The organism is Saccharopolyspora sp. NPDC049426 (genome assembly GCF_040676935.1).
GTDB lineage: Bacteria > Actinomycetota > Actinomycetes > Mycobacteriales > Pseudonocardiaceae > Saccharopolyspora.
The window spans coordinates 282,127-308,543 of sequence record NZ_JBFAPZ010000004.1 but is presented as its reverse complement, the minus strand read 5'-3'; the positions used below and the strand labels follow the sequence as shown (position 1 = coordinate 308,543).

The 26,417-nt window shown below is 69.7% G+C and carries 29 protein-coding genes; 13 read left to right on the top strand and 16 right to left on the bottom strand.

The features are described from left to right. Nucleotides 1-177: 177 nt before the first annotated feature. Both AB0J78_RS10430 and AB0J78_RS10425 read left to right on the top strand, forming a co-directional pair. Nucleotides 178-918: a GntR family transcriptional regulator gene (locus tag AB0J78_RS10430; RefSeq protein ID WP_363788480.1), complete on the top strand. Its 741-nt coding sequence runs from the start codon at nt 178-180 to the stop codon at nt 916-918. An 8-nt stretch (nt 919-926) separates the two neighbouring features. After that, a complete protein-coding gene (locus tag AB0J78_RS10425) occupies nt 927-1,454 on the top strand; it encodes a gamma carbonic anhydrase family protein (RefSeq protein ID WP_363788479.1) in 528 nt (175 codons plus the stop codon). A gap of 223 nt (nt 1,455-1,677) precedes the next feature. Here AB0J78_RS10425 and AB0J78_RS10420 read toward each other — a convergent pair whose 3' ends face one another. Further along, the gene (locus AB0J78_RS10420) at nt 1,678-2,442 is read right to left on the bottom strand and encodes a putative protein N(5)-glutamine methyltransferase (protein ID WP_363788478.1); all 765 of its coding nucleotides are present in this window, start codon (nt 2,440-2,442) and stop codon (nt 1,678-1,680) included. Nucleotides 2,443-2,914: 472 nt separating this feature from the next. After that, nucleotides 2,915-3,175 carry a Prokaryotic metallothionein gene (locus AB0J78_RS10415; RefSeq protein ID WP_281454328.1) on the bottom strand — a complete coding sequence of 87 codons (261 nt, stop codon included), beginning with the start codon at nt 3,173-3,175 and terminating at the stop codon, nt 2,915-2,917. 168 nt (nt 3,176-3,343) lie between these two features. On the opposite strand from AB0J78_RS10415, the gene AB0J78_RS10410 reads away from it, so the two are divergent. Then, a complete protein-coding gene (locus tag AB0J78_RS10410) occupies nt 3,344-6,319 on the top strand; it encodes a glycoside hydrolase family 38 C-terminal domain-containing protein (protein ID WP_363788476.1) in 2,976 nt (991 codons plus the stop codon). A gap of 60 nt (nt 6,320-6,379) precedes the next feature. On the opposite strand, the gene AB0J78_RS10405 is transcribed toward AB0J78_RS10410, so the two are convergent. Beyond that, nucleotides 6,380-7,462, bottom strand: a complete 1,083-nt coding sequence (locus AB0J78_RS10405) for an N-acetylmuramoyl-L-alanine amidase (RefSeq protein WP_363788474.1) — start codon at nt 7,460-7,462, stop codon at nt 6,380-6,382. 271 nt (nt 7,463-7,733) lie between these two features. Between AB0J78_RS10405 and AB0J78_RS10400 the strand changes: the two genes are divergently transcribed. Beyond that, the gene (locus AB0J78_RS10400; RefSeq protein ID WP_363788473.1) at nt 7,734-8,045 is read left to right on the top strand and encodes a DUF6221 family protein; all 312 of its coding nucleotides are present in this window, start codon (nt 7,734-7,736) and stop codon (nt 8,043-8,045) included. A 950-nt stretch (nt 8,046-8,995) separates the two neighbouring features. Here the strand turns inward: AB0J78_RS10400 and AB0J78_RS10395 are convergent. Both AB0J78_RS10395 and AB0J78_RS10390 read right to left on the bottom strand, forming a co-directional pair. Beyond that, the gene (locus AB0J78_RS10395; protein ID WP_363788472.1) at nt 8,996-9,175 is read right to left on the bottom strand and encodes a hypothetical protein; all 180 of its coding nucleotides are present in this window, start codon (nt 9,173-9,175) and stop codon (nt 8,996-8,998) included. A gap of 188 nt (nt 9,176-9,363) precedes the next feature. Further along, the gene (locus AB0J78_RS10390) at nt 9,364-10,917 is read right to left on the bottom strand and encodes an FAD-binding protein (RefSeq protein WP_363788470.1); all 1,554 of its coding nucleotides are present in this window, start codon (nt 10,915-10,917) and stop codon (nt 9,364-9,366) included. 157 nt (nt 10,918-11,074) lie between these two features. Between AB0J78_RS10390 and AB0J78_RS10385 the strand changes: the two genes are divergently transcribed. Together AB0J78_RS10385 and AB0J78_RS10380 are read left to right on the top strand one after the other, a co-directional pair. Next, nucleotides 11,075-11,485 (top strand): hypothetical protein, encoded by a 411-nt coding sequence (locus AB0J78_RS10385; protein WP_363788468.1) that lies wholly within the window; start codon nt 11,075-11,077, stop codon nt 11,483-11,485. 103 nt (nt 11,486-11,588) lie between these two features. Next, nucleotides 11,589-12,044, top strand: coding sequence for a hypothetical protein (locus AB0J78_RS10380; protein ID WP_363788466.1), 456 nt, complete (start codon nt 11,589-11,591; stop codon nt 12,042-12,044). Nucleotides 12,045-12,062: 18 nt separating this feature from the next. Here the strand turns inward: AB0J78_RS10380 and AB0J78_RS10375 are convergent, their stop codons facing one another. Further along, on the bottom strand, nt 12,063-13,055 hold the full coding sequence (locus tag AB0J78_RS10375; RefSeq protein ID WP_363788464.1) for a DUF2278 family protein: 993 nt from the start codon (nt 13,053-13,055) through the stop codon (nt 12,063-12,065). Nucleotides 13,056-13,289: 234 nt separating this feature from the next. On the opposite strand from AB0J78_RS10375, the gene AB0J78_RS10370 reads away from it, so the two are divergent. Then, a complete protein-coding gene (locus AB0J78_RS10370) occupies nt 13,290-14,114 on the top strand; it encodes a TIGR03620 family F420-dependent LLM class oxidoreductase (RefSeq protein WP_363788463.1) in 825 nt (274 codons plus the stop codon). A 70-nt stretch (nt 14,115-14,184) separates the two neighbouring features. Then, on the top strand, nt 14,185-14,535 hold the full coding sequence (locus AB0J78_RS10365) for a DoxX family protein (protein WP_363788461.1): 351 nt from the start codon (nt 14,185-14,187) through the stop codon (nt 14,533-14,535). 5 nt (nt 14,536-14,540) lie between these two features. Here AB0J78_RS10365 and AB0J78_RS10360 read toward each other — a convergent pair whose 3' ends face one another. The 5 genes from AB0J78_RS10360 to AB0J78_RS10340 form a co-directional block, all read right to left on the bottom strand. Beyond that, a complete protein-coding gene (locus AB0J78_RS10360; RefSeq protein ID WP_363788460.1) occupies nt 14,541-15,329 on the bottom strand; it encodes a metalloregulator ArsR/SmtB family transcription factor in 789 nt (262 codons plus the stop codon). Between the two features lie 120 nt (nt 15,330-15,449). Then, nucleotides 15,450-15,773, bottom strand: coding sequence for a putative quinol monooxygenase (locus AB0J78_RS10355; RefSeq protein WP_363788458.1), 324 nt, complete (start codon nt 15,771-15,773; stop codon nt 15,450-15,452). Nucleotides 15,774-15,862: 89 nt separating this feature from the next. Next, complete coding sequence (locus tag AB0J78_RS10350; RefSeq protein ID WP_363788457.1) at nt 15,863-16,777, bottom strand: SRPBCC family protein; 915 nt, start codon at nt 16,775-16,777, stop codon at nt 15,863-15,865. Next, nucleotides 16,774-17,091 (bottom strand): metalloregulator ArsR/SmtB family transcription factor, encoded by a 318-nt coding sequence (locus AB0J78_RS10345; protein ID WP_363788455.1) that lies wholly within the window; start codon nt 17,089-17,091, stop codon nt 16,774-16,776. The genes AB0J78_RS10350 and AB0J78_RS10345 overlap by 4 nt, the downstream gene beginning before the upstream one ends. 37 nt (nt 17,092-17,128) lie before the next feature. Next, entirely contained in the window at nt 17,129-17,851 is a 723-nt protein-coding gene (locus AB0J78_RS10340; RefSeq protein ID WP_363788454.1) for a 3-keto-5-aminohexanoate cleavage protein, read from the bottom strand. A 108-nt stretch (nt 17,852-17,959) separates the two neighbouring features. Here AB0J78_RS10340 and AB0J78_RS10335 point away from each other — a divergent pair, with 108 nt between their 5' ends. Further along, nucleotides 17,960-18,526: a hypothetical protein gene (locus AB0J78_RS10335; RefSeq protein ID WP_363788453.1), complete on the top strand. Its 567-nt coding sequence runs from the start codon at nt 17,960-17,962 to the stop codon at nt 18,524-18,526. Here the strand turns inward: AB0J78_RS10335 and trpS are convergent. Together trpS and AB0J78_RS10325 are read right to left on the bottom strand one after the other, a co-directional pair. Beyond that, nucleotides 18,508-19,572, bottom strand: a complete 1,065-nt coding sequence (trpS, locus tag AB0J78_RS10330) for a tryptophan--tRNA ligase (protein ID WP_363788452.1) — start codon at nt 19,570-19,572, stop codon at nt 18,508-18,510. The genes AB0J78_RS10335 and trpS overlap by 19 nt on opposite strands. Nucleotides 19,573-19,772: 200 nt before the next feature. Then, nucleotides 19,773-20,513, bottom strand: a complete 741-nt coding sequence (locus AB0J78_RS10325; RefSeq protein WP_363788451.1) for a GNAT family N-acetyltransferase — start codon at nt 20,511-20,513, stop codon at nt 19,773-19,775. A gap of 129 nt (nt 20,514-20,642) precedes the next feature. Here AB0J78_RS10325 and AB0J78_RS10320 point away from each other — a divergent pair, with 129 nt between their 5' ends. Beyond that, nucleotides 20,643-21,362 (top strand): SDR family oxidoreductase, encoded by a 720-nt coding sequence (locus AB0J78_RS10320; protein WP_363788450.1) that lies wholly within the window; start codon nt 20,643-20,645, stop codon nt 21,360-21,362. Here the strand turns inward: AB0J78_RS10320 and AB0J78_RS10315 are convergent. Beyond that, nucleotides 21,359-21,880, bottom strand: a complete 522-nt coding sequence (locus AB0J78_RS10315; RefSeq protein ID WP_363788448.1) for a MarR family winged helix-turn-helix transcriptional regulator — start codon at nt 21,878-21,880, stop codon at nt 21,359-21,361. The genes AB0J78_RS10320 and AB0J78_RS10315 overlap by 4 nt on opposite strands. 63 nt (nt 21,881-21,943) lie before the next feature. Between AB0J78_RS10315 and AB0J78_RS10310 the strand changes: the two genes are divergently transcribed. Next, nucleotides 21,944-22,711, top strand: coding sequence for an SDR family oxidoreductase (locus AB0J78_RS10310; protein WP_363788446.1), 768 nt, complete (start codon nt 21,944-21,946; stop codon nt 22,709-22,711). An 8-nt stretch (nt 22,712-22,719) separates the two neighbouring features. On the opposite strand, the gene AB0J78_RS10305 is transcribed toward AB0J78_RS10310, so the two are convergent. Continuing rightward, a complete protein-coding gene (locus tag AB0J78_RS10305) occupies nt 22,720-23,343 on the bottom strand; it encodes a LysE family translocator (RefSeq protein ID WP_363788444.1) in 624 nt (207 codons plus the stop codon). A 253-nt stretch (nt 23,344-23,596) separates the two neighbouring features. Here AB0J78_RS10305 and AB0J78_RS10300 point away from each other — a divergent pair, with 253 nt between their 5' ends. Next, complete coding sequence (locus AB0J78_RS10300; RefSeq protein ID WP_363788442.1) at nt 23,597-24,583, top strand: malate dehydrogenase; 987 nt, start codon at nt 23,597-23,599, stop codon at nt 24,581-24,583. A gap of 124 nt (nt 24,584-24,707) precedes the next feature. Continuing rightward, nucleotides 24,708-25,256 (top strand): GNAT family N-acetyltransferase, encoded by a 549-nt coding sequence (locus AB0J78_RS10295; RefSeq protein WP_363788440.1) that lies wholly within the window; start codon nt 24,708-24,710, stop codon nt 25,254-25,256. Nucleotides 25,257-25,260: 4 nt separating this feature from the next. Here AB0J78_RS10295 and AB0J78_RS10290 read toward each other — a convergent pair whose 3' ends face one another. Then, nucleotides 25,261-26,406: a hypothetical protein gene (locus AB0J78_RS10290; RefSeq protein ID WP_363788438.1), complete on the bottom strand. Its 1,146-nt coding sequence runs from the start codon at nt 26,404-26,406 to the stop codon at nt 25,261-25,263. Between the last annotated feature and the right edge of the window lie 11 nt (nt 26,407-26,417).

Sequence of the window (26,417 nt, the reverse complement as noted above, 5' to 3'; positions counted from 1 at the left end):
GCTGACTCTGATCGGGTACTCAATCCACGCCTCCCACCACGCCGGGCGACACGGCGACTACCGTGATCGGCATCACCTGACTTTTGTCTACAGCAGGCAGATCGTGGCTGACAAGCTCGGCGGACCAGGTTGCTCCACCCGAGGCAATAGGATCACGCCGAGCACCGAAGGAGACTCGTGACCGGATCCGCGGACAACACCACCAGCGCCCCGCACATCGTCGGGCCACCCAGCCTCGTCGAACTCGCCGCAGCCACCCTGCGCCGCATGATCGTCGGCGGCGACCTGCTGTGCGGGCAGCGCATCGTGGAGAACCGGCTCACCGGTCAGCTCGGCATCTCCCGGCCGCCCCTGCGCGAAGCCCTGCGCGTCCTGGAACGCGAAGGCCTCGTCCGCCAAGTGCCCCGCAAGGGCGTGATCGTCACCCCGCTGACGCTGCACGACATCTACGAGATCTGCACCCTGCGCGCCGAATTCGAACGCCTGGCCATCCGCCTGGGCGTGCCGGTCACCGACCCCGCCCGCCGCGCCCGCTGCCAGCAGGCCCTGCAGGCCATGACCGACGCCGCACACGCCGACGACCGGCCCGCCTACCTCGAGCGCTCCTTCGAGTTCCACGTCTCCGTGGTCGGCCTGTCCGGACACGCCCGCCTCGAAGAGGCCTACCGCTCCCTGCAACTCCAGCTGATGCTGTCCATGGCGCTTAACCGCCGCGCCCGCGAGGAGCACGAAACCCTCGACGGCGACGTCGCCCGCCACACCCACCTGCTGGAGATCATCGACACCGGTGACCCCCAGGCCGTCCTCGACGAACTGGCCACCCACGGCGACCGCAGCTTCCTCGACGGCATCGAGGACACAGTGGACGGACACACCGACGTCGCGCTGGCCTGGCTGGCCCAGCAGCGCACCAGCTGAAAGGAATCATGTTGAACGACCCGCTGACCGTGACCGTCGACGACATCACCCCCGAGATCGACCCCGGCGCCTTCATCGCCCCCGGCACCAGCCTCATCGGCCGCGTCACCATCGGCCCCCGCGCCAGCATCTGGTACGGCTCGGTGCTGCGCGGCGACCAGGAGACCATCACCATCGGCGAGGCCACCAACATCCAGGACGGCAGCGTCATCCACGCCGACCCGGGATTCCCCGCCGACATCCACCCCGAGGTCACCGTCGGCCACCGCGCCGTCCTGCACGGCTGCACCGTGGAAACCGGCAGCCTCATCGGCATGGGCTCGGTCGTGCTCAACGGCGCCCGCATCGGCGCCGGCTCCCTGGTCGCTGCCGGAGCCGTCGTGCTCGAAGGCACCGACATCCCGCCCGGCTCCCTGGTCGCCGGAACCCCCGGCAAGGTCCGCCGCGAGCTCACCGACGACGAACAAGCCGCCCTGAAGCTCTCCGTCGAGCAGTACCTCAACCTCGCGGCCAAGCACCGCAAAGCCCTGAGCTGAACGACGAGAACCCCAGCTCGCGATCACCCCGCGGCCGCTGCCCCGGAACCCGGGGCAGCGGCCGCGATGATTTCAGTACCGCCCCGCCCGGCCGGTAGTCGCGCGGCTCGGCCGGAGCTGGGTGCGCACACCGCGCACCGCCACGCGCATCGGCCCGCGTGAACCCTCGTCCCCGGCAACCGAGGCCCCGCCACGAACCAGGGACCTGGCGGACCACATACCGCTAACCCCAGCGGCCGGACACGACCGTGGCGTCGAGCTCGTCGCAGCGCGACACCCGCGCCGCCAGACCGGCCGCGCCCATGAGACCCGCGGTGCGCTCGGCCTGCTCCCGGGAGGTCTCCACCAGCAGCACACCGCCCGGCGCCAGCCACTCCGGTGCCTGGGCGATCACCCGCGCCTGCACCAACAGGCCATCGGACCCACCATCCAGCGCGGTGCGGGGTTCGTGGTCGCGAGCCTCCGGAGGCATCAACGCCACCGCATCGCTGGGAACGTAGGGCGCGTTGGCCGTGATCACCCGCACCCGCCCCGCCAACGCGCAGGGGAGAGGGGCGAACAGATCGCCCGTCACCACGTGCCCGCCAGGCAGGTTCAGCTCCGCGCAGACCGTCGCCCGCTCGTCGACATCGCACGCCCACACCACCGCGTCCGGGCGCTCGGCGCGCACCGCGGCGGCCACCGCACCCGAACCGCAGCACACGTCCACCACCACAGCCCCCGCGCCGAGACCCTCCACGGCGAGCTCGACGAGGTGCTCGGTGCGACGCCGGGGCACGAACACCCCTGGCGCCACCGCGATCCGCACACCGCGGAACCACGCCCACCCCAGCACCTGCTCCAACGGGAAACCCGACACCCGAGCGGCGAGCATCCGCTCCAACCGCACCGGATCCTCACCGGCCTCGCCCAGCAGCAGCGCCGCCTCGTCCTCGGCGAACACGCACCCCGCCGCCCGCAGACGACCGATCACCTCATTCCGCGACACACCCACGCCCCCTGACCGCTCCCGCCCATCCTCGCACCGCCCCGGCGAAACGACGTCTGCCGTGCCCCCGGGGAAACGGGAACACGGCAGACGTGAAGTCATTTTCGGTTGTGCGCTACCAGGTCCTCATCCGCGCGGAAACCGCACGTGGGCCTGCGAGCGGGGGTTGCGCATCTTCGCGCGGGCGCGTTCGAGCTCCCGCGAAAACCCGCCCAGCCAGCGAACCATATTTGCCATAGGGCGTCCTCCATGTTCAGAGAAGGGATTTGTGTGTGGAGTTGACGGTGTTCCCGCTCGTTGTCAACACCCGGATGCGCGGGCACCCACTGATCCGGCCGAGTTCGTCCCCCGTCACCCGGAATGTCGCCGCAGGTCGTCCGCGTGTTTCCACCGTGACATAACAGAATGGTCACAACAATGAGCGGGCAGTCACACCCGAACAGGCGACCCCGCACAACACACCCCGTAGCGATCAGCCCGGATGCGCACCCACCGCATCCCGCAACTCACCGGCCACCGCCACGTCCGACTGCCGCGCACAATGCGCACAGCAGAAGAACCGCCCACTGGCCTCCACACCATGACCCAAGATCCGGCACCCGCAGTGCTCGCACTGCGGCGCCAAGCGCTGCGCCGCGCACTCGAAAGAATCGAACGTGTGCACCCCACCGCCCACGGTGCGCACCTCAAAGCTCATCCAGTACTCGTTCCCGCACACCTCGCAGGTCCCCATGAGACCGCCCTCCACAACACGATGACAAGCCAACATCGCGAGCATGCGGCTTCCCCCCAACACCGGCAACCGCACCCAACACCGAAAACATTTCACCTCTGACCCCACGCCACCCTGTGCCAGCATGATCACCACCACACCCCACGCACCCAGCCAGGGAGCCGCCCCATGCACGACGACCGCCACATCGTCGAACAACGCCTCGACCGCGTCCTGCACCAACGCATCAAACCCGCCCAACACACCCACACCCAGCCCATGGACATCGCCGTCTGGCACACCCCAGGCGAACCCGTCGACATCACCCACGCCCTCAACGCCACCTACCAACCCACCCACATCGGCCAACCCTGGGGACCCGCCTGGGGCACCGCCTGGTTCCGCCTCACCGCCACCATCCCCGAAACCTGGGCCGGCCACACCGTCGAAGCACTCATCAACCTCGGCTCCACCGACGAACGCCCCGGCTTCCAATGCGAAGGCCTCTGCTACACCCCCGACGGCACACCCCTCAAAGCCATCAACCCCCTCAACACCCACCTCCCACTCCCATCCACCCCCGGCACCCACACCATCTACGTCGAAGCCGCCGCCAACCCCGACATCCTCGGACCCCGCGGCTTCCAACCCACCCACCTCGGCGACAAACCCACCCCCAACAGCCCACCCCTCTACCAACTCCACCAAGCAGACATCGCCATCCGCCACACCGAAATCGCCGCCCTCTACCACGACGCCGAAGTCCTCGACCAGCTCATGCGCCAGCTACCCGAGAACTCACCCCGCCGCCACCACATCCTCCGCGCCCTCGAACGCATGCTCGACACCCTCGACCTCCACGACATCCCCACCACAGCCACCGCCGCCCGCCACCAACTCACCGACGCCCTCACCGCACCCGCACACCCCAGCGCCCACCAGATCTCCGCCATCGGCCACGCCCACATCGACTCCGCCTGGCTGTGGCCCATCCGCGAAACCATCCGCAAAGTCGCCCGCACCATCGCCAACGTCACCACACTGCTCGACCACCACGACTTCCACTTCGCCATGTCCCAGGCCCAACAACTCGCCTGGATCAAAACCCACCACCCCAAGCTCTACGACCGCGTCCGCCACCACATCGACCAAGGCGGATTCGTCCCCGTCGGCGGCATGTGGGTCGAATCCGACACCAACATGCCCGGCGGCGAAGCCCTCGCACGCCAACTCATCCACGGCAAACGCTTCTTCCTCGACGAATTCGGCATCGAAACCCGCGAAGTCTGGCTACCCGACTCCTTCGGCTACAGCGCCGCACTCCCACAACTCATCCACCAAGCAGGCAACACCTGGTTCCTCACCCAAAAACTCTCCTGGAACCAAACCAACCGCTTCCCCCACCACACCTTCCACTGGGAAGGCATCGACGGAACCCGCATCTTCACCCACTTCCCACCCGCCGACACCTACAACGCCGAAATCACCGGCGCCGAACTCGCCCGCGCCCAGAACAACTTCTCCGAACACGGCTACGCCAACCACTCACTCCTGCCCTTCGGCCACGGCGACGGCGGGGGAGGCCCCACCCGCGACATGCTCGAACGCGCCCACCGCACCCACAACCTCGAAGGCTCACCCCAAGTCCACCTCCACACCCCCACCGAATTCTTCACCGCCGCCCAGAACGACCACACCCAACCCGCCGTCTACACCGGAGAGCTCTACCTCGAACTCCACCGCGGCACCTACACCTCCCAAGCCCGCACCAAACAAGGCAACCGACGCAGCGAACACCTCCTGCGCGAAGCCGAACTCTGGTGCACCACAGCCACCCTCAACACCGGCGCCGACTACCCCTACGACCAACTAGACACCCTCTGGAAACAAGTCCTCCTCCACCAATTCCACGACATCCTCCCCGGCTCCTCCATCGCCTGGGTCCACCGCGAAGCCGAGAACACCTACACCGACATCGCCGACCAGCTCAACACCCTCATCAACCAAGCCCAACAAACCCTCACCGGCCCCGGCGACACCCCCATCACCTTCAACGCCGCACCCCACACCCACGACGACATCCCCGCCCTCGGCGCCACCACCGCACCCACCCCCACACCCACCACCCCACAACGCCAACCCGACGGCACCATCACCCTCGACAACGGCCTCATCCGCGCCACCATCGACCACCACGGCCTCATCACCACCGTCCACGACCACACCGAAGACCGCGAAGCACTCGCCGCCCCCGCCAACCTCCTGCAAATCCACCCCGACCACCCCAACCACTGGGACGCCTGGGACATCGACGGCTTCTACCGCCACACCACCCACGACCTCACCGCACTCGACTCCCTCGACATCGACGGCCACACCGTCGTCGTCCACCGCAGCCACGGAAACTCCACCATCACCCAAACCCTCACCATCCCGGCAGGGGAGAAGCGCATCGACATCACCACCGACGTCGACTGGCACGAATCCGAAAAACTCCTCAAAGCCACCTTCCCCCTCGACGTCCACGCCGACCGCTCAGCATCCGAAACCCAATTCGGCCACGTCATGCGCCCCACCCACACCAACACCTCCTGGGACGCCGCCCGCTTCGAAATCTGCGCCCACCGCTACATCCACGTCGCCGAACCCGGCTACGGACACACCCTCGTCAACGACTCCACCTACGGACACGACGTCACCCGACACACCCGAGACGACGGCGCCACCACCACAACCGTCCGCCTCTCCCTGCTGCGCGCACCCCGATTCCCCGACCCCGACACCGACCACGGCCACCACACCCTCCGATACGCCCTGTGCATCGGCACCGACATCACCGAATCCGCCCGCCAGGGCTACCGCATCAACCTCCCCACCCGAACCCACCTCGGCACCCACCCCGTCACACCCCTGATCACCCTCGACAACGCAGGCGTCATCATCGAAGCCCTCAAACTCGCCGACGACCGCAGCGGCGACGTCATCGTCCGCCTCTACGAAGCCCGCGGCGCCCAAGCCCGCACCCACCTGACCACCAGCTTCCCCGCAACCACCATCACCCGAACCGACCTGCTCGAACGACCCACCCACGCACCCCAACCACCCGACACACCCCTCAAACTCCGCCCCTTCGAAATCCGCACCCTCCGCATCACCCCCGAATGAAAGAACCCGGGGTGGACCACCCACGTGATCCACCCCGGGCCACCAGCGGACAACAAGACCTCACGCCACCAGCCGCTGCCAGCTCACCCGATCCACCACACCCGAAGCCGCCAGACCACTGGCCACCTGGAAATCACGCACCACCGACACCATCCGATCCCCGAAAGCACCATCAGCAGGCACGTAATGCCCACGCGAGGTCAACAACACCTGCGCCGCACGCACCGCCTCACCACCAGCACCCGCACCCAGCACCGGCGTCACGCCCTCCCACGCCAGACCACCGAACAACCCCGGCTCGGCCACCCGCGAAGCGAAGCACGACGGACCGCTCGCACCTCGCTCCACCGCCACCCGCGACGCCGCCTGCTGCGTGGCCTCACCGAACACACCATCCACCGGCACCGACATGCCCCGAGCACCCAGCAACATCTGCAACGCGGTCACGTTCGGACCCTGCGCACCCGCACGCAGCAACGGCCAGCTCACCGGCTGCACCACCGCCAGGCCCAGCGCCGCACCCACCGACTTCCGCAACTCCGGCAACCGCGCGTAGAGCTCATCACCCGGGCACGCCGTGGACATGTAGTCCCGGTGCCCGTAGATCGCGCCGGCCTCGATCCCGTACTGCGACACCATGTACGAGCACAACGACACCAGCGAGTCCCACAGCGACCCCGGAACCGACGCCTCGGTGTAGGTGCCCTCGTTCTCGATGCCCAGTGCCACCGAGTTCTGCTCACCGGCGTGGGCGCCCTTGACGTGCTGCGTACCGCCCTGCAGCGCGGCGAGGCTCTTGTGCCGGCCCTCCATCAGGTGCCCGCCGCGCGAGTTGGTGAAGTTCTGGCCGGTGTCGGACCAGCCGTTGCTGTCCATGTGGAAGTCCTGGATTTGCCTCGATAACTCGAAGGCGTGCGACTGCGAGGTGTCGTCGCTGTTGGGCGTCGCCGTGTGGTGCACGATGATCTTGTTCGGCTTGGAGTCCAGCACCTCGATCGAGCCGGAGGCGTCCCGCGCGTTCCAGTCCGACGTCGAGGAGATCGACGGAGCCGCCGAGCTCCGCACCGCCGCGCCAGCGGGCAACCCGGCGAAACCCACCGCGGACACCGCGAGCCCGCCGGCCAGCACCGCACGTCGAGTCACTCGTACCTGTCGTAGTGCCATCTCTCTTCACTCCCGAAATCCGGTCAGCGATCACGAAACAGGGCGCGTGCCCTCGGGGTGGGCCACGCTACGCAGCCGATCACATTCACGGGAATTCCTGGCGACAAGCCGCCACGAGTTCGCAAAGAAGTAACCAATCAACAATCGCGCCGCAACAACGTCATCACTCGGTTCCCCGCACGTCCCCGCTATGGACCGAGATCACCACCAGGCCCGACCCGGCCCGGGGCACCAGGGGAGAGCTCACACGATGGACCGCTTCGTCAGATTCCTGCGCCGCCAGATCGACATCGACCTCGAACTGCACAGCCAGGCCAGAAGCGATGAAGAGGCCGGCAACGCCACCCACCGCTGCCTCATCGGCCCGCTGCGCGGATTCCGCGAATGCGAGCTCAAATCCCGCCTGCTCGCCCAGCACGACCGCTGCGGCACCGGAGAAGGCCCCTGCGACACCCTCGGCACCAGCTACCCGCGGGAGGACGAACGCGGATGCCTCACCCTGTCCCTGCTGGGTCTGCCCTACGCGGACCGGCCCGGGTACGCGGCACGATGGCGCCCCTGAGCCATCTTCCGACGAACGAATCGCTCACGCGTTCGACTCGGCCGTTCGACGTCGGGGTAGGGGCCGGAAGGGTGGCGGGCGAGGGGAACGGCACGGCGGGGCGCCTGGGAGAGCGGGTTCGCAGCGCCGGTCAAGGCCAGGGGGCGCTGGACCAGGGTGATTCGCCCGTAGGTCGAGTGGAAGCCATTCGACTGCAACGACATTCACGAGTTGATCATAATAATTCGTGGATAATCTACGTTATCCATCAATCGGAGTGATGGCCACGGGAAGACGGCGAGGCCTTCCTCGGGGGATCGAAGCCCGATGAGCACCACTGGCCGACCGTCAAGGTCGCACATCGCCGGACTTCGAGGCCGCACGTGCCCTGTGCGGATCGAGTCGAACCAGCTCGAAGCCTCGCCGAGGAGGCTCTGGCTCGCCGGCTCGTCCCTGGTGATCGACAACGAGCAAATGCACTGCACGGCCCACTGTCTCAGGGTCCAGCCAGACCAACCCCATTGCGTCACAGTGACGTAAATAGTGGTCAATAAGGGGTCCAGCCCGGGCGAACAAGGGGGACTTGCCATTGACCCTCGTCAGGTCACCGAGCGGCACCGCCACGCGCCACCGGCCCGCCGGGCAATCCGCGCCCACAGAGTCCGCGTGCCAAGCCTCGGAGCTCTGCGCGCAACACCCACCGAACCTCCCAAAGCGCTCGCGCCGACCGCCCGCTGGGCCGCCACGCCGCCTCGGGCGTCAGACTCGTCGCCATGCGCCTGCGCACCAGGCCTGACGCAGCCTGAAAAGCACTATCCAGCAGCCCCTCTCGGCTTCATCTCGCACCATGCCGTAAAGCCGATAATGCACATTATGTTAAGTGAACTGTTCGGAGGCCGATGGTGACCCTTCCCCGGGTGGTTGGTGCGCCGACCGAGGTTGATCGGCGCACCAAACCGAGGTGCTGACGGTCAGAGCTTCTTGCCTGCGGCCTTCGCCTTCTTGCAGTCGGTGCAGTCAGTACCGCCGTAGACCCACGGCGTCTTGTACATGCCCTGCTTGAAGGTCTTGCCGCACAAGGTCTCCGCGCGACTGTCCCACAAGCTGACCCTGGCCTTGTGGGTGTGCTCGTCGGTGATGATCTCCGGCATCGATCGGTCCCTTCTGTCCGCGCGCCGAGTGGCGCGGAGCGATCTCAAAGGATGACGCGATCGACAACTTAGCTACTCATGGTGATCAACAGGGGTGTGCCAAGAATCGTTCGGCGTACGTACGCTGCGATACGGTGAACGGTACGCGCCTAGGACGCGCAACCGATCACCTTGCGTGGTCGGAAATCTCATCCCTCTCCCCTGCGCTCCGCCATGTCGAGGGCGGCGAGGTGGCTGAAGACCATGCAGGCTCCGATGGGGTTTCCGCCGCCGGGGTAGGTGGTTCCGGATACCGCGGCCATGGAGTTCCCCGCTGCGTACAGGCCCGGGATGATGCGGCCTTCGGTGTCGAGGACGCGGGCTCGTTCGTCGGTGCGCAGACCGCCCTTGGTGCCGAGGTCGGAGACTCCGAAGGCGGCGGCGTGGAAGGGGCCTTTGTCGATGGGGACCAGGGGGGATGCTCCGTCGGTGAAGGCGCGGTCGAAGGGTTCGTCGCCGCGTGCGAAGTCCTCGTCTGTTCCGGTTTCGGCGAAGGTGTTGAACCGGGCGACGGTGCGGTGGAGGTTGTCGGCGGGGACGCCGATCTTGGTGGCGAGTTCGTCGAGGGTGTTGGCGGTGTGCCACAGGCCGGCGTCGACGTAGTCCTGCGTATCGCCCACGGGCACGCTGGTGGACTGGACTGGTGGCCTCTCCCCTGCCCTGTCGTCGTAGATCAGCCAGTACGGCAGCTTCATGCTGCCGTCGGCGAGGCGGGCGAGGATGCGTCGGCCGATGCGGTCGTAGGCGGCGGATTCGTTGACGAAGCGTTCGCCGTGGTCGTCGACGAAGATGCCCGCGGTGAACCAGAGGGAGAACGTCGAGGAGCCGTCGGGGTGGGTGATGCCGGGTGACCACCAGGCTTCGGACATGAGGTCGGTGTCGGCTCCGGCGGCGATGCCGGCGAGCGTGGCCAGGCCTTGGTTGCTGGGTGGGCCCATGGCGTCGCGCGTGTTGCCGGGGACGGCGTGGTCGGCGCGCATCTGCTCGTTGTGCTCGAATCCGCCTGCGGCGATGAGGACGCCTCGGCGGGCGTGGATGTGGCGGCGCTGGCCGTCTTGGGTGACCACTGCCCCGGTGACGGTGCCGTGGGTGCGGACTAATTCGTCGCAGACGGCGTTGCGGCGCAGGTCGGCGTGGGGCTGTTTGGACAGGCCGATGAGCAGTCGTGCGAGCAGTGCTTGGCCGCCGAAGAGTCCGTCCGGGAGGGGTTCGTCGGCGCGTTCGGTGCCCAGTGGTGGGCGGAGGGTGTCGCGGAGGGCTCCGAGTTTTTCGGCTTTGACGGGTTTGGCCATGATGTGGCGGCCGGTGGCGCTGGCGTGGGGTGCGGAGCCGAAGTAGTCGGGCCACGGGAAGGGCATGAACTTGAAGTCGGTGTCGGCTTCGAGGTAGTCGATGAGTGGTGCGCCGGTGTTGATGAAGGCGTCTTGGAGTTCGGTGGGTGTGCGGTCGCCGACGACGGCGTGGAAGTAGGTGCGGGCGTCGTCGAGGGTGTCGTGGTGGCCTGCGCGTTGGAGTGCGGCGTTGCAGGGGAACCACATGCCGCCGCCGGAGTAGGCGGTGGTGCCTCCGAAGTGGGTGGATGCTTCGGTCACGATGACCGAGAGTCCTTCTCGGGCGGCGGTGTAGGCGCCGGTGAGGGCGCCTCCGCCGGAACCGATGACGAGCACGTCGCATTCGTCGTTCGGGTCATGCTTGATCGCCATGCGATCCAGTAGAACATGTTTCAGTTTCTGTGGCGAGGGTTCGAGCGGTGGGTGGCAGCGCGGCCGCCCGGCTGGTCAGGGGCTGTCGTGGTTTGTCAGGGGTGGGTTCCGGTGTTTCCCGGAGTCGCGGTGGTCGCGGGGTTTCTAGCGTGGCGGTATGAGGACTCGGATCGCTCGTGTGTCGTGGCCGTTGATCGTGCTGCTCGGGGCTTTCGCCCTGGTGCGGCCGGTCTTGAACGTCACGGGTGGCATGGATGTGCTCGGCAGGCCGGTGGGCCCGGTGCTGGTGACGGTGGTGATCTCGGCGGTGTGGCTCGCGGTGGTGGTGTGGCGGCGCAGCGAGCGGCCGGTGTTGACGTTGACCTGCGCGGGCCTGGTGTACGGGGTGCTGGCGGTGGTGCTCAGCGCGGTGCTCTCGCCGATCGTGGACGGCGAGCTCGCGGGTCCGTTGGCCACTCCCGGTGGGATCGGGGTGGTGATGGTGCTGCTGGTCAACGCGGTGTGGGGCGCGGCGGTCGGCCTGGTGGCCTTGGCGGCGCAGTCCCGGCGGCAGGCCGTGAACCGGTAGTCGGGGCGGTTCGGGTCGTGGTGCATCGCGTGAGGTGAGTGGAACGGGGTTGGGGTGTGGTGCGTCGGATCGGTGAGTGCACCGGTTCGTAGGAGGAGTGGGCGTGGTGGACGACGCGTGGCCCGAGATGGTGGATGGTTGGGAGTTGGCCCGTTCGCAGGGGCGGGAGACCTATCGCAAGCGGTTGGCCAACAACGTGACGGTGTTGGTGATCTGGGAGACCGTTGCGGGTGTGGGTCGGGTGAAGGCGCGGGTGGGTTCGGCCGGGTTGGGTCGGGAGTTGACCTGCAGCCGGGCGGATTTCCGGGATCGTGAGGCGTTGTGGTCGGCGGCGTGGTGCGTGGTGGAGATGGCCGCGAACCTGCCGTTGTTCGAGGGTGCTGTGGAGAGTTCGGCGGATTCGTTGGTGCGGGAGCGGGTCGCCGGGTGCGTGGAGGTCGATGCGGGTGCGTTGACGTTCACGCTGGTCAGTGGTCAGAAGGTGACGGTGCTGCTCGCGGATGAGCAGGTGGCGGATTTGTCGCGGTCGTTGCAGGTGGCCGGTCGGGTGGGTGCTTGACCGGCCACCTGCTGGTGCTCAGAACTGGACTGTGCGGCCTTCGGTGGAGGCGTGTTCGGCGGTGTAGGTGACGCCGTGGACCTTGAGGCCGTGGGGGTTCAGGACGGTGATCTGGCCGCCGTCGTTGCCGAGTTGGAAGTCGTCGGTGGCCGGGATCTGCAGGGTTTGTCCGGCGGCGATGTCGGACACCGGCAGGGGCATGGTGTTCTTCTGGGCGTCGGCGAGCGTCCAGCCGACCAGGGAGATGGTGTGGTCGGAGGTGTTGAGCAGGGTGATGGTTTCGTTCTCCCTGCCGCCGCCGACGGGGTTGACCATGGCGGCCACGACGCGGATCGGGGCGGTTTCGGTGTCTTCGGGGGCGGGCAGGGCGTGGCCGGTTTCGTCGTCGGTGTGCCAGGACTGGGTCTGGAAGGCGAGGAAGACCGCGACCCAGCGGTTTTCGCCTGCGAAGTGCAGGAGGATTCCGCCGTCCTGCCAGACGCCGTCGTCTTCTCGGTACTGCTGGCTGTTGCCCTGGTTCATGTGGATGTTGTGGACGCCGTTGCCGGGTTGGAAGCCGAAGACCTTGTCGGGGGTGTCTTCGGGTCCCCAGGGTTCGCCGTGGAGGTAGGCGGTGGCGGTGGGGTCGTGCTGGGCGCGGCGGACGTAGTGGTCGAGGAAGTCGGCGAGGTCGTTGTTGGGGCCTTCGGCGTCGGGTGGGACGGGCCGCATCTGCTCGCGGGTGACGATGTTGGCGCGCAGGTAGTCCAGTGCGGCGCCGCCGGGTTGGGAGGCGAGTTTGTTCCAGCCTGAGCCTGCGGGTGGGAGTGCGGCGGTCAGCGGGTGCTGGAAGTTGTCGGCGGCGAAGTAGAGCAGGTCTGAGGGCTGTTGGCTGGATTCGACGTTGACCGTGGCGCGGTAGTGGCGGTCGTCGTTGTCGACGAGGTGGATTTGGTAGTGCGGGGTGTCGCCGGTTTCGCGGCGGATGTCGATGACGCGTGCGCTGAGCACGCCGTAGGAGTTCAACGGCATGGTGGTTCTCCCCCATCGTGCTGGTCGGCGAGGTGCGGTGATCACCTTGGTCGTGCCGTTGGAAGCAGGGCAATAGTCCTTCCGGCTGATTGACGGTGGTTCGCGTGGGGTTCACCGGTCGTTCAGGGGGTTGAGGCCGGCTGGTGGGTTTCGCCGTGGTGTCGGCTGTGGGCGTTGACTTCGAGTTTTGTCGAGGTTTTAGCGTGGCTTCGATGACGGCGGAGGGAGTTTCAGGTGAGTGGTGAGCGGGGTTTGGGCCGGTTCGGTTTGGCGTTGGACGTCGATGGGGGTGGTGATTACCTGCGGCAGGCGGTGGAAGCCGAGGAGCTGGGTTACAGCGCTGTGTGGGTGTTGGGTGGGCAGTTGGAGAGCCTCGATCCGCTCGCGGGGTTGGTGCGTGCGACGCGGGAGGTCGCGGTGGCGCCGGGGATCATCCCGCTGGACCGGTTCGGCGCCGAGGAGGTGGCCGAGTTGTTCGGGCGGGTGGAGGCTGAGGCGCCGGGGAGGTTGTTCGCGGGTTTCGGCGGGTTGCAGGCGCGTCCGGTGTCGGCGACGCGGGAGGTCCTGGAGGGGTTGGACGGTCGGATTCCCGTGTCGCGGCGGCTGCTGGCGGCGTTGGGTCCGCGCAAGCTGGATCTGGCTCGTGAGGGTGCGGCGGGTGCGATCACGATGTTGGTCACGCCGGAGTACACCGCTCGGGCGCGTGCGCGCTTGGGGCCGGAGGCTGTGCTGGTGGTCTGCCAGTTGGTGGCGCTGGATGAGGACCGGTCCCGGGCTCGGGAGGCGTTGCGGGGGCCGCTGGGTTTTCTGGTGGGTTCGGAGGTGACCGGTTATGCGGCGAACATGCGCCGCATGGGGTTCGGTGAGGATGACCTCGATGGGTTCAGCGATCGTCTTGTCGATGCCGTGTCCAGCGGTGGTGACGCCGAGGTCGTGCTCGCTGGTGTGCGGGCCCATCTTGAGGCGGGGGCTGATCACGTGGTGCTGTGCGCGCAGTCCGGTGGGGGCCGGCCGGGGCCGATCGAGGTCGGGCGTGCGCTGGCCGGTGACTTGATCTAGCCGCCGGTGGTCACGTTCATCTTGTCTCGCGCGTCATGGGGGCAGGACGAACGTGGAAGGGAGCGGGCTGATGGGTGTGGCGTACGTGGTCGTGGTGGTGGTGACGGCTGTGGCCAGCGCGTTGAGCGCGGCGGTGGATTTTTCCGGGCATCGGTACGTGGTGGGCAATGCCGTGGCCAACGGGGTGCCGGTGGGGTGGTTGCCGGTGCTCGGGGTGGTGAAGGCGGCGGGTGCGGTGGGGTTGGTCGTGGGGTTGCTGGGTGTTGCGGTCGTCGGTGTGCTGGCTGCGGGTGGGTTGGTGTTGTTCTTCGTGGGTGCGGTGGTGGTGCACGTGCGGGCCGGGACGGTGCGCACGGTCGGTCCTGCTGTGGTCTTCCTGGGGTTGGCCGTGGGGTCGTTGTGGTTGAGCGCGGTGGGGTGAGCGGTTCAGCTCTGCGGGAGGGGTTGTCCGGTTTCCAGGAGGGTTTTGAGGCTGGAGAGCAGGGAGGGCCAGCCTTGGCTGATCATCGAGCGCAGGGTGGAGTCGGTGGTGAAGCCGGTGTGGGTGACGGTGAGCTGAACCGTGCCGGGGGTGGCGGGTTCGATGTCGAAGATGACGCTGCTGCGGGGTTCGGCGGCCAGGCGGGTGCGCAGGTCTTCGTCGATGCCGGCGCCGGTGGCCCAGTCGGGGGTGAAGGTGTGCCAGGTGTAGGCCAGGCGTCGGGGTGGGTCGGCTTCCAGGACGATCTGGTCGGGGTCGCTGATGGTGGCGGTGTTCTCCTCCCAGGTGATCTGGGATCCGGGCTGCCAGTCGCTGCGCAGGCTCACTCCCCAGTACTGGCGGGTGAATTCGGGGCTGGTGAGTGCTTGCCACAGTTTCTCGGGGGTGGTGGCGATGTGGGTTTGGTAGACGAAGTCGGTGTCGGGCACGGGGTTCTCCAGGGTGTGTTTGAGCGCGTGCAGGGTGTGGGCGTGGTGTTGGTGGTAGCGGCTGATCCAGCGGTCGGTGATCGCGGCGATGGGTGCGGTGTTGAGGTGGTGGAGTTTTTCGCGGCCGCGGCGGGTGGTGGTGATCAGTGCGGCGTCTTCGAGGATCGAGAGGTGTTTGCTCACCGATTGGCGGGTCATGTCGAGTTCGCCGCAGAGTTCGCGCAGGGTTTGGCCGTTGGTGCGTTGGAGGCTGTCGAGCAGTCGTCGTCGGCTCGGGTCGGCCAGGGCGCGGAAGATCTCGTCCATCCCTCTCCCCCTGCGGTTCGTGCGGCACCACCCAATATAGGCAGCCGTTTGGTTGCATTTCAAGTCGAAGAGCAGGCCCCAGGGGTTCCCGGGGCCTGATTCGAAGGAGCCGGTGGCCGGTCAGTCCACGGCCATCTCCCCCAGCAGGGACCAGTCGTCCTGGTCCAGGGAGGCGTTGATGACGCGTGGGGTTTCGGCCAGGTGCTGGGGCAGCGTCTGCTGGGCGTGCTTGAAGTGCTCGCTCTGCACGTGCGCGGCACCGGCCTCGGCGTCGCGGAAGGCCTCCACGAGCACGTACTCGTGGGGGTCCTCGATGCTGCGCGACCAGTCGAACCACAGGCAGCCCGGCTCGTTGCGGGTGGCGTTGGTGAATCCCGCGGAGATCTGCGGCCACTGGTCGGCGTGCTCCGGCTTGACCCGGAACTTGGCGGTAATGAAGATCATGCTTCGCTCCCCTGATGGCGCTGCGGCGCGGTGTCGGACGGTGACCATCCTATGTGGCCGATCACCAGGGCTCGGACGGGCCGACCGCTTCAGGCGAGCGTGGCGGCGTAGTGGGCGCGCAGCGCCTCGGTGCGCTCGGCGGGCCACGGGCAGCGGATGTCGCCGTGCAGGGCGGCGAAGAGCAGTTCCAGGTGGGTTTGCCAGGCGGCCAGCAGGATCGCGCGGTCCTCGGGTGTGGTGTGGGTGAGCACCAGGCGGGTGCCGATCGGGTATTGCTCGCGCAGGTCGAAGCGCACCTGGCCGCCGGTGGCCCACCCGTAGGTCAGCGTGCTCGGCGCCTGGGCTTCGGTGACGGTGGTGGCCTGGCCGTAGCCGTGGGTGGCCGGCAGCGGTGGTTCACCGCCGGGTTCGGGGGTCTCGCCGCCGGTGAGCAGGTCCCACACCTGCTCCGGGGGCTGCACTAGGTCGCGTTCGAAGCGGATCGTCCAGCCCGCCTCGGTGGTCTGGGCCTGCCCGTGCGCGAGTCCGAACAGGTCGATGAGCTCCTCGGCGCGGGTGAACCAGAGCTGCATGTCGAAGTCGCCGGTGGTGCCGTCGAGTCCGGCTTGCAGGGCGTCCAGGCAGATCAGCCAGCCGGCGCCGTGGCGGGCGGCCGAGGGGTGGTCGCTGTCGGGGCCGGCCAGGGTGTGGGTGAACACCAGCAGGCAGCCGTGCTCGTGCGGCAGCAGTTCGCAGCGGATGACGTCGTGGTTCCAGCGGAAGGCGAACACCTTCGGTTCGTCGGCCTCCAGGACCTCGCCGGTCTCGGGTGCCTCGGCGCCGTCGAAGTCGAAGCGCATCGGCGTGCCCGGGGTGGTGGCGGTGAACTCCACGCGCGCGGGGAACCACGCCGAGAGCTCGGCCGGGTCGGTCACCGCCTTCCACACCGCGCGCGGGGGGTGGTTCAGGACGCGCTGCAGCCGCAGCACCGGGTGGCCGTTGATCGTCGTCAGCTCGGGTTTCATGCCGGGTCCTCATCCATGGTGTCGAGGTGGCGTTGCAGGGCGTCGAGGCGCTGCTCCCACATCCGTCGGTAGGGCCGCAGCCAGGAGTCGATCTCGGCCAGCGGTTCCGGTCGCAGCCGGTAGCAGCGGCGCTGGGCGTCCTGGCGGACCTCCACCAGCCCGGCCTCGCGCAGCACCTTGAGGTGCTTGGAGACGGTGGGCTGGCTCAGCGGCAGCTGCTCGACCAGTTCGCCGACCGCACGCTCGCCGTCGCGCAGCAGGTCGAGGATGTCGCGGCGGCGCGGCTCGGCCAGCACCTCGAACGTATTTACCACACCGTGAATATAGCCCGAGTGGAATATGCTGTCGAGTTCAGCGCGACTCGGCCTCGACGACCGCCCGCGCGGCGGCCACCAGCTCGGCGTTGTCGGTGGCGATCTGCCCATCGGGCAGCACCAGCGTGTCCTCCAGGCCGATGCGCGCGGCGAAACCCCGGCGCGCCGCCAGCCGCAGCACCGGCCACGCCCCGGCGGACTCGCCGTGCAGCAGGATCGGCGCCGAGGCCGGGTGCAGCCGCGCCAGCAGCGCCTCCGCGGTGGCCGCCGCACCCCCGGCGCTGCGGTCGGTGACCTCGGCCAGCACCCGCAGCACCCGGCCCCGGTGCGGCGAGAGGCGGAAGTGGTGATCGGCATCGGTGCCCGAGAAGATCCCGGCCTCCACCCCCACCCCGCGTTCCAGCAGCGCACCGGCCACCTCGTCGGCGCCCGGCTCGTGCCAGTTGACCGAGGCGTGATCGGGCAGCAACGTCCACGCCTTGATCGCCCGCACCCGCGAAGCGGTGTCCGGCGCCGTCCACGCCCCCGTGGTCACGCCCACCGTCACCCCCGGCGCCGCGGCCCGCACCGCGCGCAACGCCGCGGCCACCGCGTGCGGATCGAGGCTGTCGGTGCCATCGGTGGACTTGGGGTGCAGGTGCACGTCGGTGGCCCCGGCGGCCACCGCGTCGGCGGCGGCCTTGGCCAGCTCCTCCGGCCGCACCGGCAGGTGGAAGTGCTCACGCGGAGACCGGGCGCCGTTCAGGCAAACCTGCAGCATGCACCGATTGTCCCCCCACCCGGCGCACCTGCGGAAGTTGATGAACTCGTTTCGTGATCAACACGCGTCCCCGCCGGGGCCGGGCGGGCGGGTATTAGCGTGGGACGGGTGTTGAGCGACCGGATCGCACGCGGCGTGGCCGCCGGCCAGATCACCGAGACCTACTTCCGCTGGCCCAGCCCGCAGGCCCGCCCCGGCGCCCGCGTGCCCACCCGCAGCGGGCTCATCGAGATCACCAGCCTCACCCAGGTCGACCCCGACGCGCTCACCGACGCCGACGCCGCCCGCGCCGGCTTCACCACCGCCGCGGGCCTGCGCGCCTCCCTGTCGCGGCACCGGGGCAGCACCTACCGGCTGCACCTGACCCACCTCGGCCCCACCACCCCGCCGACTCCGAAGCCCGGCGGGCTCGACGAACACCGCCGACGCGACCTGCAAGCCCGGCTCGCCCGCCTGGACCTGGCCACACCCCGCGGCCCCTGGACCCGCCAGGTCCTCGACATCCTGCGCCGACGCCCCGGACTGGCACCCGCCGACCTCGCCGCCGAACAGCAACGCCCCGTCTCGCGCACCAAGACCGACATCTGGCGGCTGCGCGAACTCGGGCTCATCGACACCACCGGCCGGGGACTGCACCTGTCCGAGCTCGCACTGTCCTACCTGGACACCCCGTAGACGGTGCCCATCGCCTCCCGCACCTCGGCCAGCGTGGCCTCCGCGCGCTCGTGGGCACGGGCGTTGCCCCGCGCCAGCACCCCGCGCAGATACCCCGGGTCGGCGGCCAGCTCGGCGCGGCGGGCCCGCAACGGCGCGAAGTGGGAGTTCACCGCTTCGGTCACCAGCGACTTCAACGCCGCCGCACCACCCGAACCCACGCCCTCGGCCAGCTCGGCGGGATCCTGCCCGCTGCACAACGCCCCCAGCAGCACCAGGCTCGCCACCTCCGGCCGCGCCTGCGGCTCGTAGGTGATGTGGCGCTGCGCGTCGGTCTTGGCGCCCCGGATCGCCCGCGCGGTCTGCGAGGCCGTGGCTCCCAGCGTGATCGCGTTGCCGCGGCTCTTGCTCATCTTCACCCCGTCGGTGCCCAGCAGCAGCGGCGCCGAGCTCAGCAACGCCTCCGGCTCCGGGAACACCCGCCCGTAGCGGTCGTTGAACCGGCGGGCGATGGTGCGCGTGAGCTCCAGGTGCGGCAGCTGATCGGAGCCGACCGGGACTAGGTTGGCCTTGCAGAACAGGATGTCGGCCGCCTGGTGCGCCGGGTAGGTGAGCATCAGCCCCGACACTCCCGACTGCCGCGAGTGGGCGATCTCGTCCTTGACCGTCGGATTGCGCTGCAGCTCGGGCACCGTGACCAGGCTCAGGAACGGCAGCAGCAACTGGTTGAGCGCGGCCACCGAGCTGTGGGTGAAGATCATCGCCTCGTCCGGGTCGATGCCGGCGGCGAGGTAGTCGGCGATCAGGCCCAGCACGTGGGAGTCGAGATCGTCGGCGACGTCGCGATCGGTGAGCACCTGGTAGTCGGCGATGACCAGGCCCAGCCGTACACCCCGCCGCTGCAGCCGCACCCGGTTGTGCAGGGTGCCGAAGTAGTGGCCCAGGTGCAGCGGCCCGGTCGGCCGGTCACCGGTGAGGATCCGGAACCGGGCGGCATCGGTGGTGATCTCGGCGTCCAGCTCGGCGCTGCGCCGCGCCGCGGGGGAGATCTCGGCGGTCGTGGTCATCAGGGGTGGTCCTCTCGTGTCGGCCCGGCGCCGTGGTCCGCCGATGACCGCACGAGCGCCGCACGCGCACGAAAAAAGGGCCGTCGGTCGAACGGCCCTCGGGTGATCTGGGTGTACCGCAGTGGGTGGCCGCTCCTAGCTGGAGCGCCACCAGGTGAGATGAGAACTGCCGGTCACATCGCCACTGTAGCCGGTGGCCCTCACGGCACGGCGAAGGTCATGGTGGTTTCGGTGATCTCGAAGCCCAGCTTCCGGTAGAGCCGCTGGGCCGGGTTGCCCACCGTCACCGCCAGCCCCACTCGCGCGAAATCGCCGGCCACGCCCGACAGCGCGCGGCGCAGCAGCAGCCCGCCCAGACCGGTGTAGGCCGGTGCGCGGCGGCGGAAGACGTCGCTGATCCACGCGGTTCCGGCGCGGTCGTTGGCGATCAGACCGGCCACCACGGTGCCCGCGCCGTCGGCGACCAGGGCGCTGGCCTCCAGCAGCGGGCCCAGCACTCTGCCCGACAGCAGCGGCTGGAGCAGTTCGGTGCGCAGCGTGCGGTCATCGGCGGTGACGTGATCGGGATGGCCCGGCGGGTAGGCCTCCCGCCAGGCCTGCAGCAGCGCCTCGGCGGGGCGTTCGCAGGTGGTGACCCGCAGCGGGGGTGGGGGCCGCAGCGCGGCCCAGTCCTGCGGGGGCGGGTCGTAGCGCAGGTCGCGGTGCATGGTGTGGGCGTGGCGGCGCAGCCTGGCTCCCGCGCGCAGCAGCCGGTGCCCGTGGGTGAGGTCGGTGACCACGTTCCAGCCGGGCAGGCGCTGGTGCAGCAGTTCCAGCACGTCCGGGCCTTCGGCGGCGATGAGCCGGGCCATGCGCGGGGCTCCGGCCAGCGGTGCGTAGCGCAACGTCGTGGTCCGGCCGGTCAGCGCCACCACCTCGCCGGTACCGCTCTCGTGCAGCATTCACTGACCTCTACACGCCGCATTCGCGCACGGCAAGCGGTTTTTCGGCGGCATGCGGGTGAAAAACCCGTTGCCGGTGGCCGCGGGGTGGCGCTACCGTGAACCAACTACTTTAGACCTTAAGGAGTTGTGGTGCGCAACATCGTCATCACCGGTGGCGCCACCGGAATCGGCTACGCCATCGCCGAAAGCTTCACCCGCGCCGGAGACTCGGTGACCATCACCGGCCGCCGCCCCGGCCCCCTGACCGAGGCCGCCGACCGCCTCGGCGCCACCGCACTGCCCTTCGACGCCGCCGACCCCGACCAGGTCACCGCCGCCACCGCCCGGCTGCCCGAGGCGATCGACGTGCTGGTCAACAACGCCGGCGGCAACACCGACTTCGACCGGCCCCGCGCCGACGGGCTCGCCGCGGTCGCCGAGTCCTGGCAGGCCAACCTGCGCTCCAACGTGCTCACCGCCGTGCTGGTCACCACCGCCCTGGCACCCCGCCTGGCCGACGGCGCCCGCGTGATCACCCTCGGCTCGATCGCCGCCGCCCAGGGATCGGGCTCCTACGGCGCCGCCAAAGCCGCCCTCGAGGCCTACACCCGCACGCTGGCCGCCGAACTCGGCCCGCGCGGCATCACCGCCAACATCATCGCCCCCGGCCTCATCGACGACACCGAGTTCTTCCGCGGACACCTCACCGACACCCGCCGCCGCACCCTCATCGACCACACCGACACCGGCCGCGCCGGCCGCCCCGGCGACATCGCCGCCCTGACCGCCTTCCTCGCCTCACCCGGCGCCGGGCACCTCACCGGCCAAACCCTGCACGTCAACGGAGGCGCCCACAAAGGCCACTAAGGACGGTCCTCGGCCCCGAACCGCTCGGTGAGATCGCCCAGCAACACCCGCAACAGCTCGGTCAGCTGCTCGCGCTGACCGGCATCCAGCGATTCCAGCAACGTCTCCTCGTGGTGCAGCAGATCGTCGACGTGGTCCTCGATGAGACGGTGGCCGGTCTCGGTCAGCTCCACCAGCACGCTGCGCCCGTCGTCACCACCCCGGCCGCGGCGCACCAGACCGCGCTGCTCGGCCCGCGCCACCCGCTGGGAGATCGCCCCGGCGCTGACCAGGGACTGGCGGGCGATCTCACCGGCCGCGAGCCGATAGGGCGGGCCCGCGCGGCGCAACGTCGACAGCAGATCGCGGGTGGCCGCGTCCATCCCGGCGCGCGCGTCGGTGCGGCGGCGTTCGTCGTCCAGCAGCTTCGCGATGCGCCAGATCCGCGTGATCACCCCGATCGAGGCCACCGGCATGCCGGGCCGTTCCCGCTGCCAGGCCGCCTGGATCCGATCGACCCCGTCCTCACCGTCCGCCATGCCGCCACAGCCTAGAACCACCCCGAGGCACGCGGCCCCGGCGGGGCAGGCCATGATCAGCTCATGATCGACCCGCGACTGCGCGACCGCGTCGCCGTCATCACCGGCACCGACAACGCCCTGGGCATCGGTGCGGCCATCGCCCGCGCGCTGGCCCGCCAGCAGGTCCGGCTGCTGCTGGTCAACCCGCCCGGCAGCAGCGACCACCTCACCCCCGCGCTGCGCGCCGACGGCCACACCGCCCACGCCATCACCGCCGACCTGGCCGACCCCGCCGCACCGGCCCTCATCTACGACCAGGCCGAGGCACACCTGGGCCCGGTGGAGATCCTGGTCAACAACGCCGCCCACAACGACCCCGACACCTTCACCCGCGCCCGCGGCGCCCGCACCCTCACCGCCACGAGCCTCGACGCCCACCACGCCGTCAACACCCGAGCCCCCGCCCTGCTCATGGCCGAACACCACCGCCGCCACCGGCAACGACGCGCCGACTGGGGCCGCATCATCGCCGTGTCCACCGACGCCGCCGACGGCGCACCCGGCGAAATCTCCTACTGGGCCACCAAGAACGCCCTCGAATCGCTGTCGCGCTCAGCCGCAGCGGAATTCGGGCCCGCCGGCATCACCGTCAACATCATCGCCCCCGGCCCGGTGCAGACCGGCTGGATCAGCCGCGACATGAACACCCGCTTCGCCGAGCACAGCCCGCTGGGCAGGGTCGGGCACCCCGACGACATCGCCGACATCGCGGTGTTCCTGACCTCCCACCAAGCCCGCTGGCTGACCGGGCAAACCCTCTACGCCGGCGGCGGCAAACGCATGACCTGACCCCCGATCTACACCGGTGCGCGGCAGCGCTCACCCAGCAGCCGCACCGCCAACGCCGCCAGCACCGCACCCATCACCCACCGCTGCACCCGCACCCACACCGGACGACCCGCCAGCACCCGCGCCACCCCACCCGCACCCAGCACGATCACCGCGTTGACCGACACCGCCACCGCGATCTGCACCCCCGCCAGCACCAGCGACTGCGCCGCCACCGAACCACGCGCCGGATCCACGAACTGCGGCAGCAACGACACGTACAGCACGGCGATCTTCGGGTTGAGCAGATTCGTCAGCAACCCCATCGCGAACAACCTGCCCGCCGACACCGGCGGCACCGGCGCGGGCTCGAACACCGAGGCCCCACCCGGCCGCAGCGACCGCCACGCCAACCACAGCAGATACCCCGCCCCCGCCACCTGCACCAGCGCGTACAGGGCGGGCACCAGCACGAACACCGTGGACAGACCGGCAGCCGCCGCCGCGGCGTAGACCGCGAAACCCGCCGCCACACCGCACAACGACACCGCACCCGCGCGCCGCCCCTGTGTCAACGTCCGCGACACCAGGTAGGCCATGTTCGGACCCGGCGTGAGCACCAGGCCCAGCGCCACCACCACGATCCCGGCCACCGCCGCACCACCGACCACACCGCACCCCCGGTCGCCACCGCACTTTCCGACGACGCTAGGCACCACGCCACGGGTGGAAAACGGCCAATCCCACACCCCTGGCCACCCCACGTGTGGTGCCGATCTCGCGGGCTGAATCGGTCCCGCAACGCCCGCGCTGTGATCCCTGACCGGACTCCCACAGCCCCGCGGCGCTGGGGATAGCATCCCCAGCAGAGCAAACACCACCCGTCGAGCAGGAGAACGAGACCTCATGACCAAAGCTCCCGTCACCGTGACCGTCACCGGTGCGGCCGGTCAGATCGGCTACGCGTTGCTGTTCCGGATCGCCTCCGGCCAGCTCATCGACGCCGAGACCCCGATCAAGCTTCGGCTGCTGGAGATCCCGCAGGCGGTCAAGGCTGCCGAGGGCACCGCGATGGAGCTCGACGACTGCGCCTTCCCGCTGCTGGAGAGCATCGACATCACCGACGACGCGCGCACCGCCTTCGACGGCACGAACGTCGCGCTGCTGGTCGGTGCCCGCCCCCGCGCCAAGGGCATGGAGCGCGGTGACCTGCTCGAGGCCAACGGCGGCATCTTCAAGCCCCAGGGCGAGGCCATCAACGCCGGCGCCGCCGACGACGTGCGCGTGCTGGTGGTCGGCAACCCGGCCAACACCAACGCGCTGATCGCCCAGGCCCACGCCCCGGACGTGCCCGCCGAACGCTTCACCGCCATGACCCGCCTGGACCACAACCGGGCCCAGACCCAGCTCGCGCAGAAGCTGGGCGTGTCGGTCACCGACATCCGCAAGCTGACGATCTGGGGCAACCACTCCGCCACCCAGTACCCCGACCTCTTCCACGCCGAGGTCGGCGGCAAGATCGCCGCCGAGCAGGTCGAGCAGTCCTGGCTGGCCGACGAGTTCATCCCGACCGTGGCCAAGCGCGGCGCGGCCATCATCGAAGCCCGCGGCGCCTCCTCGGCCGCCTCCGCGGCCAACGCCGCCATCGACCACGTCCACACCTGGGTCAACGGCACCCCCGAGGGCGACTGGACCTCCGCCGGTGTCGTCTCCGACGGCTCCTACGGCGTGCCCGAGGGCCTGATCTCGTCGTTCCCGGTCACCGCCCGCGACGGCAAGTTCGAGATCGTCCAGGGCCTGGAGATCGACGAGTTCTCCCGCGAGCGCATCGACGCCTCGGTCGCCGAGCTCACCGAGGAGCGCGACACCGTGAGCAAGCTCGGCCTCATCTGAGCCCGAACCGCACAGCGCTCCCCGCTGGGGGCGTGAACCCGACGAACGGGTTCACGCCCCCAGCGTCGTTTCCGCGCGAAAACCGGTTGCCAACCGCGGTGCCCGGCCAGCAGCATCAGCGGGCATGACCCGCCCCGACGACGTCCTCGACCTGCCCGGTGTCCGGCTGCGCCGACCGACCGCGGCCGATGCCGGCGCCCTGCACCGAGCGGTCACCGAATCCCAGCACCACCTGCGCCCCTGGATGCCCTGGGCCGCCGGCGACTACTCCGCCGCCGCGGCCGCGGCGTTCATCGACGAGGCCACCACCCGCTGGCACACCGGGCGCAGCTACACCTACCTGATCACCACCGGCGAGACCATCGCCGGCACGATCTCCCTGGAACGCCGCATCGGTGACGGCGGCCTGGAGATCGGCTACTGGCTGCACCCCGAGCACACCGGCCGCGGACTGGTCACCACCGCCGCCCGCGCGTTGACCGAGCAGGCCTTCGCGCTCCCGGGAATCGACCGCGTGGAGATCTGGCACGACGCGGCCAACACCGCCAGCCGCGGCGTTCCCGAACGTCTCGGCTTCACCCGCGTCGACTCCCACCACCCGGGCCGCTTCGCCCACGCACCCGCCAAAACCGGCACCGAGGTCGTCTGGCGGCTCACCCGCCCCCACCCATGACGCCTCAGCCGCGACCGCTCTGCGGAGGATCGGTGCGCAACGCCCGGAGCTCGTCGGTGGTGGCATCGAGCTGGGTCTCGGCCCGTTCGGCGCGCGCCAGCGCCTGATCCCGGGCGTCCTGCAACGCCTCCAGGCGCTGAGCGTGCGCCTCGCGCTCGGTGCTGAGGCGTTCAGCGGCCTCATCGCGAGCGCGCTGAAGCTCCGCGGCCTGCTGCTCGCGCACCGCGGCCAGCTCGGTGCGCTGACGCTCGATCTCCGCGCGCGAGGCGTCGGCGGCCTGGCGCAGCTCGGCCACCTGATCCCGGGCCGTCTCGGCGGCCGACTCCGCGCGGGCGGCCCGCTCGGCGGCCTCGGACCGGCGGGAGTCGGCCTCGGCGACCTCCCGGCGCGCCTGCTGCTGGGCGGCCTGCACCTGCGCGGCGGCCTCGGCCCGCGCGGTCTCCACATCGGTGTGCGCGGCGGCGATCCGGTCCTCGGCGTCCTTGCGGGCCCGGGCGACGAGCTCATCGGCCTCGCGGCGGGCCGCGGCGGTGGCGACCTCGGCCTCGTTGCGCGCCGCCTCGCCATCCGCGGCCGCCTGCTGCCGCGCGCGTTCGGCCTCGGCATCGGCCCGGTCGCGTTCGGCCCAGGCCTGCTCGGCCTCAGCACCCGCGTTCTCGGCGGCACTGATGGCGTCCTCAGCCGCCTCCTCGGCGGCCTGGCGGGCCTGCTCGGCGTCGCGGCGCTGCTGCGCAGCGGTGGCCAGCGCCTGCTCGGCCTGGGCGATGCGGTGCGCGGCCTCGGCCTGGGCGGCCTGGATCTGTGCCTCCGCGGCCGACGGGTCGGTCAGCGTCGCCAGCTCCTCCAGACCGGCCCGCAGGTTGCGACCGAGCTGCTCGGACAGCAACCGGTACTGGCGCACCAGCTCCTCGGCCCGCAACCGCGCCCCGTCGAACTCGCTGGAACCCTCCGGCGCCGCGGCCGGGGTCTGCTCGGCCACGGCCTGCAGGCGCTGACGTTGCTTCCACGCCCGCCACCGGGTGTGTTCGGGCAGGTCGCAGTACTCCGGCGGACGTCCTGGACCGCTGGGCCGCTCCACCGCCCGCTCACACCCCGGGAAACGGCAGATGCCCTCAGCGGTCTCGCTTGCCTGCTCCGGCTGCTCGCTCACGATCAGTGACG

Excerpts from the sequence above, each read along its gene's own strand:
- AB0J78_RS10425 (WP_363788479.1), top strand. The coding sequence starts at position 927 with ATGTTGAACGACCCGCTGACCGTGACCGTCGACGACATCACCCCCGAG.
- AB0J78_RS10415 (WP_281454328.1), bottom strand. The coding sequence starts at position 3,175 with ATGGGGACCTGCGAGGTGTGCGGGAACGAGTACTGGATGAGCTTTGAG.
- AB0J78_RS10410 (WP_363788476.1), top strand. The coding sequence starts at position 3,344 with ATGCACGACGACCGCCACATCGTCGAACAACGCCTCGACCGCGTCCTG.
- AB0J78_RS10400 (WP_363788473.1), top strand. The coding sequence starts at position 7,734 with ATGGACCGCTTCGTCAGATTCCTGCGCCGCCAGATCGACATCGACCTC.
- AB0J78_RS10395 (WP_363788472.1), bottom strand. The coding sequence starts at position 9,175 with ATGCCGGAGATCATCACCGACGAGCACACCCACAAGGCCAGGGTCAGC.
- AB0J78_RS10390 (WP_363788470.1), bottom strand. The coding sequence starts at position 10,917 with ATGGCGATCAAGCATGACCCGAACGACGAATGCGACGTGCTCGTCATC.
- AB0J78_RS10385 (WP_363788468.1), top strand. The coding sequence starts at position 11,075 with ATGAGGACTCGGATCGCTCGTGTGTCGTGGCCGTTGATCGTGCTGCTC.
- AB0J78_RS10375 (WP_363788464.1), bottom strand. The coding sequence starts at position 13,055 with ATGCCGTTGAACTCCTACGGCGTGCTCAGCGCACGCGTCATCGACATC.
- AB0J78_RS10365 (WP_363788461.1), top strand. The coding sequence starts at position 14,185 with ATGGGTGTGGCGTACGTGGTCGTGGTGGTGGTGACGGCTGTGGCCAGC.
- AB0J78_RS10360 (WP_363788460.1), bottom strand. The coding sequence starts at position 15,329 with ATGGACGAGATCTTCCGCGCCCTGGCCGACCCGAGCCGACGACGACTG.
- AB0J78_RS10355 (WP_363788458.1), bottom strand. The coding sequence starts at position 15,773 with ATGATCTTCATTACCGCCAAGTTCCGGGTCAAGCCGGAGCACGCCGAC.
- AB0J78_RS10350 (WP_363788457.1), bottom strand. The coding sequence starts at position 16,777 with ATGAAACCCGAGCTGACGACGATCAACGGCCACCCGGTGCTGCGGCTG.
- AB0J78_RS10340 (WP_363788454.1), bottom strand. The coding sequence starts at position 17,851 with ATGCTGCAGGTTTGCCTGAACGGCGCCCGGTCTCCGCGTGAGCACTTC.
- trpS (WP_363788452.1), bottom strand. The coding sequence starts at position 19,572 with ATGACCACGACCGCCGAGATCTCCCCCGCGGCGCGGCGCAGCGCCGAG.
- AB0J78_RS10325 (WP_363788451.1), bottom strand. The coding sequence starts at position 20,513 with ATGCTGCACGAGAGCGGTACCGGCGAGGTGGTGGCGCTGACCGGCCGG.
- AB0J78_RS10315 (WP_363788448.1), bottom strand. The coding sequence starts at position 21,880 with ATGGCGGACGGTGAGGACGGGGTCGATCGGATCCAGGCGGCCTGGCAG.
- AB0J78_RS10310 (WP_363788446.1), top strand. The coding sequence starts at position 21,944 with ATGATCGACCCGCGACTGCGCGACCGCGTCGCCGTCATCACCGGCACC.
- AB0J78_RS10300 (WP_363788442.1), top strand. The coding sequence starts at position 23,597 with ATGACCAAAGCTCCCGTCACCGTGACCGTCACCGGTGCGGCCGGTCAG.
- AB0J78_RS10295 (WP_363788440.1), top strand. The coding sequence starts at position 24,708 with ATGACCCGCCCCGACGACGTCCTCGACCTGCCCGGTGTCCGGCTGCGC.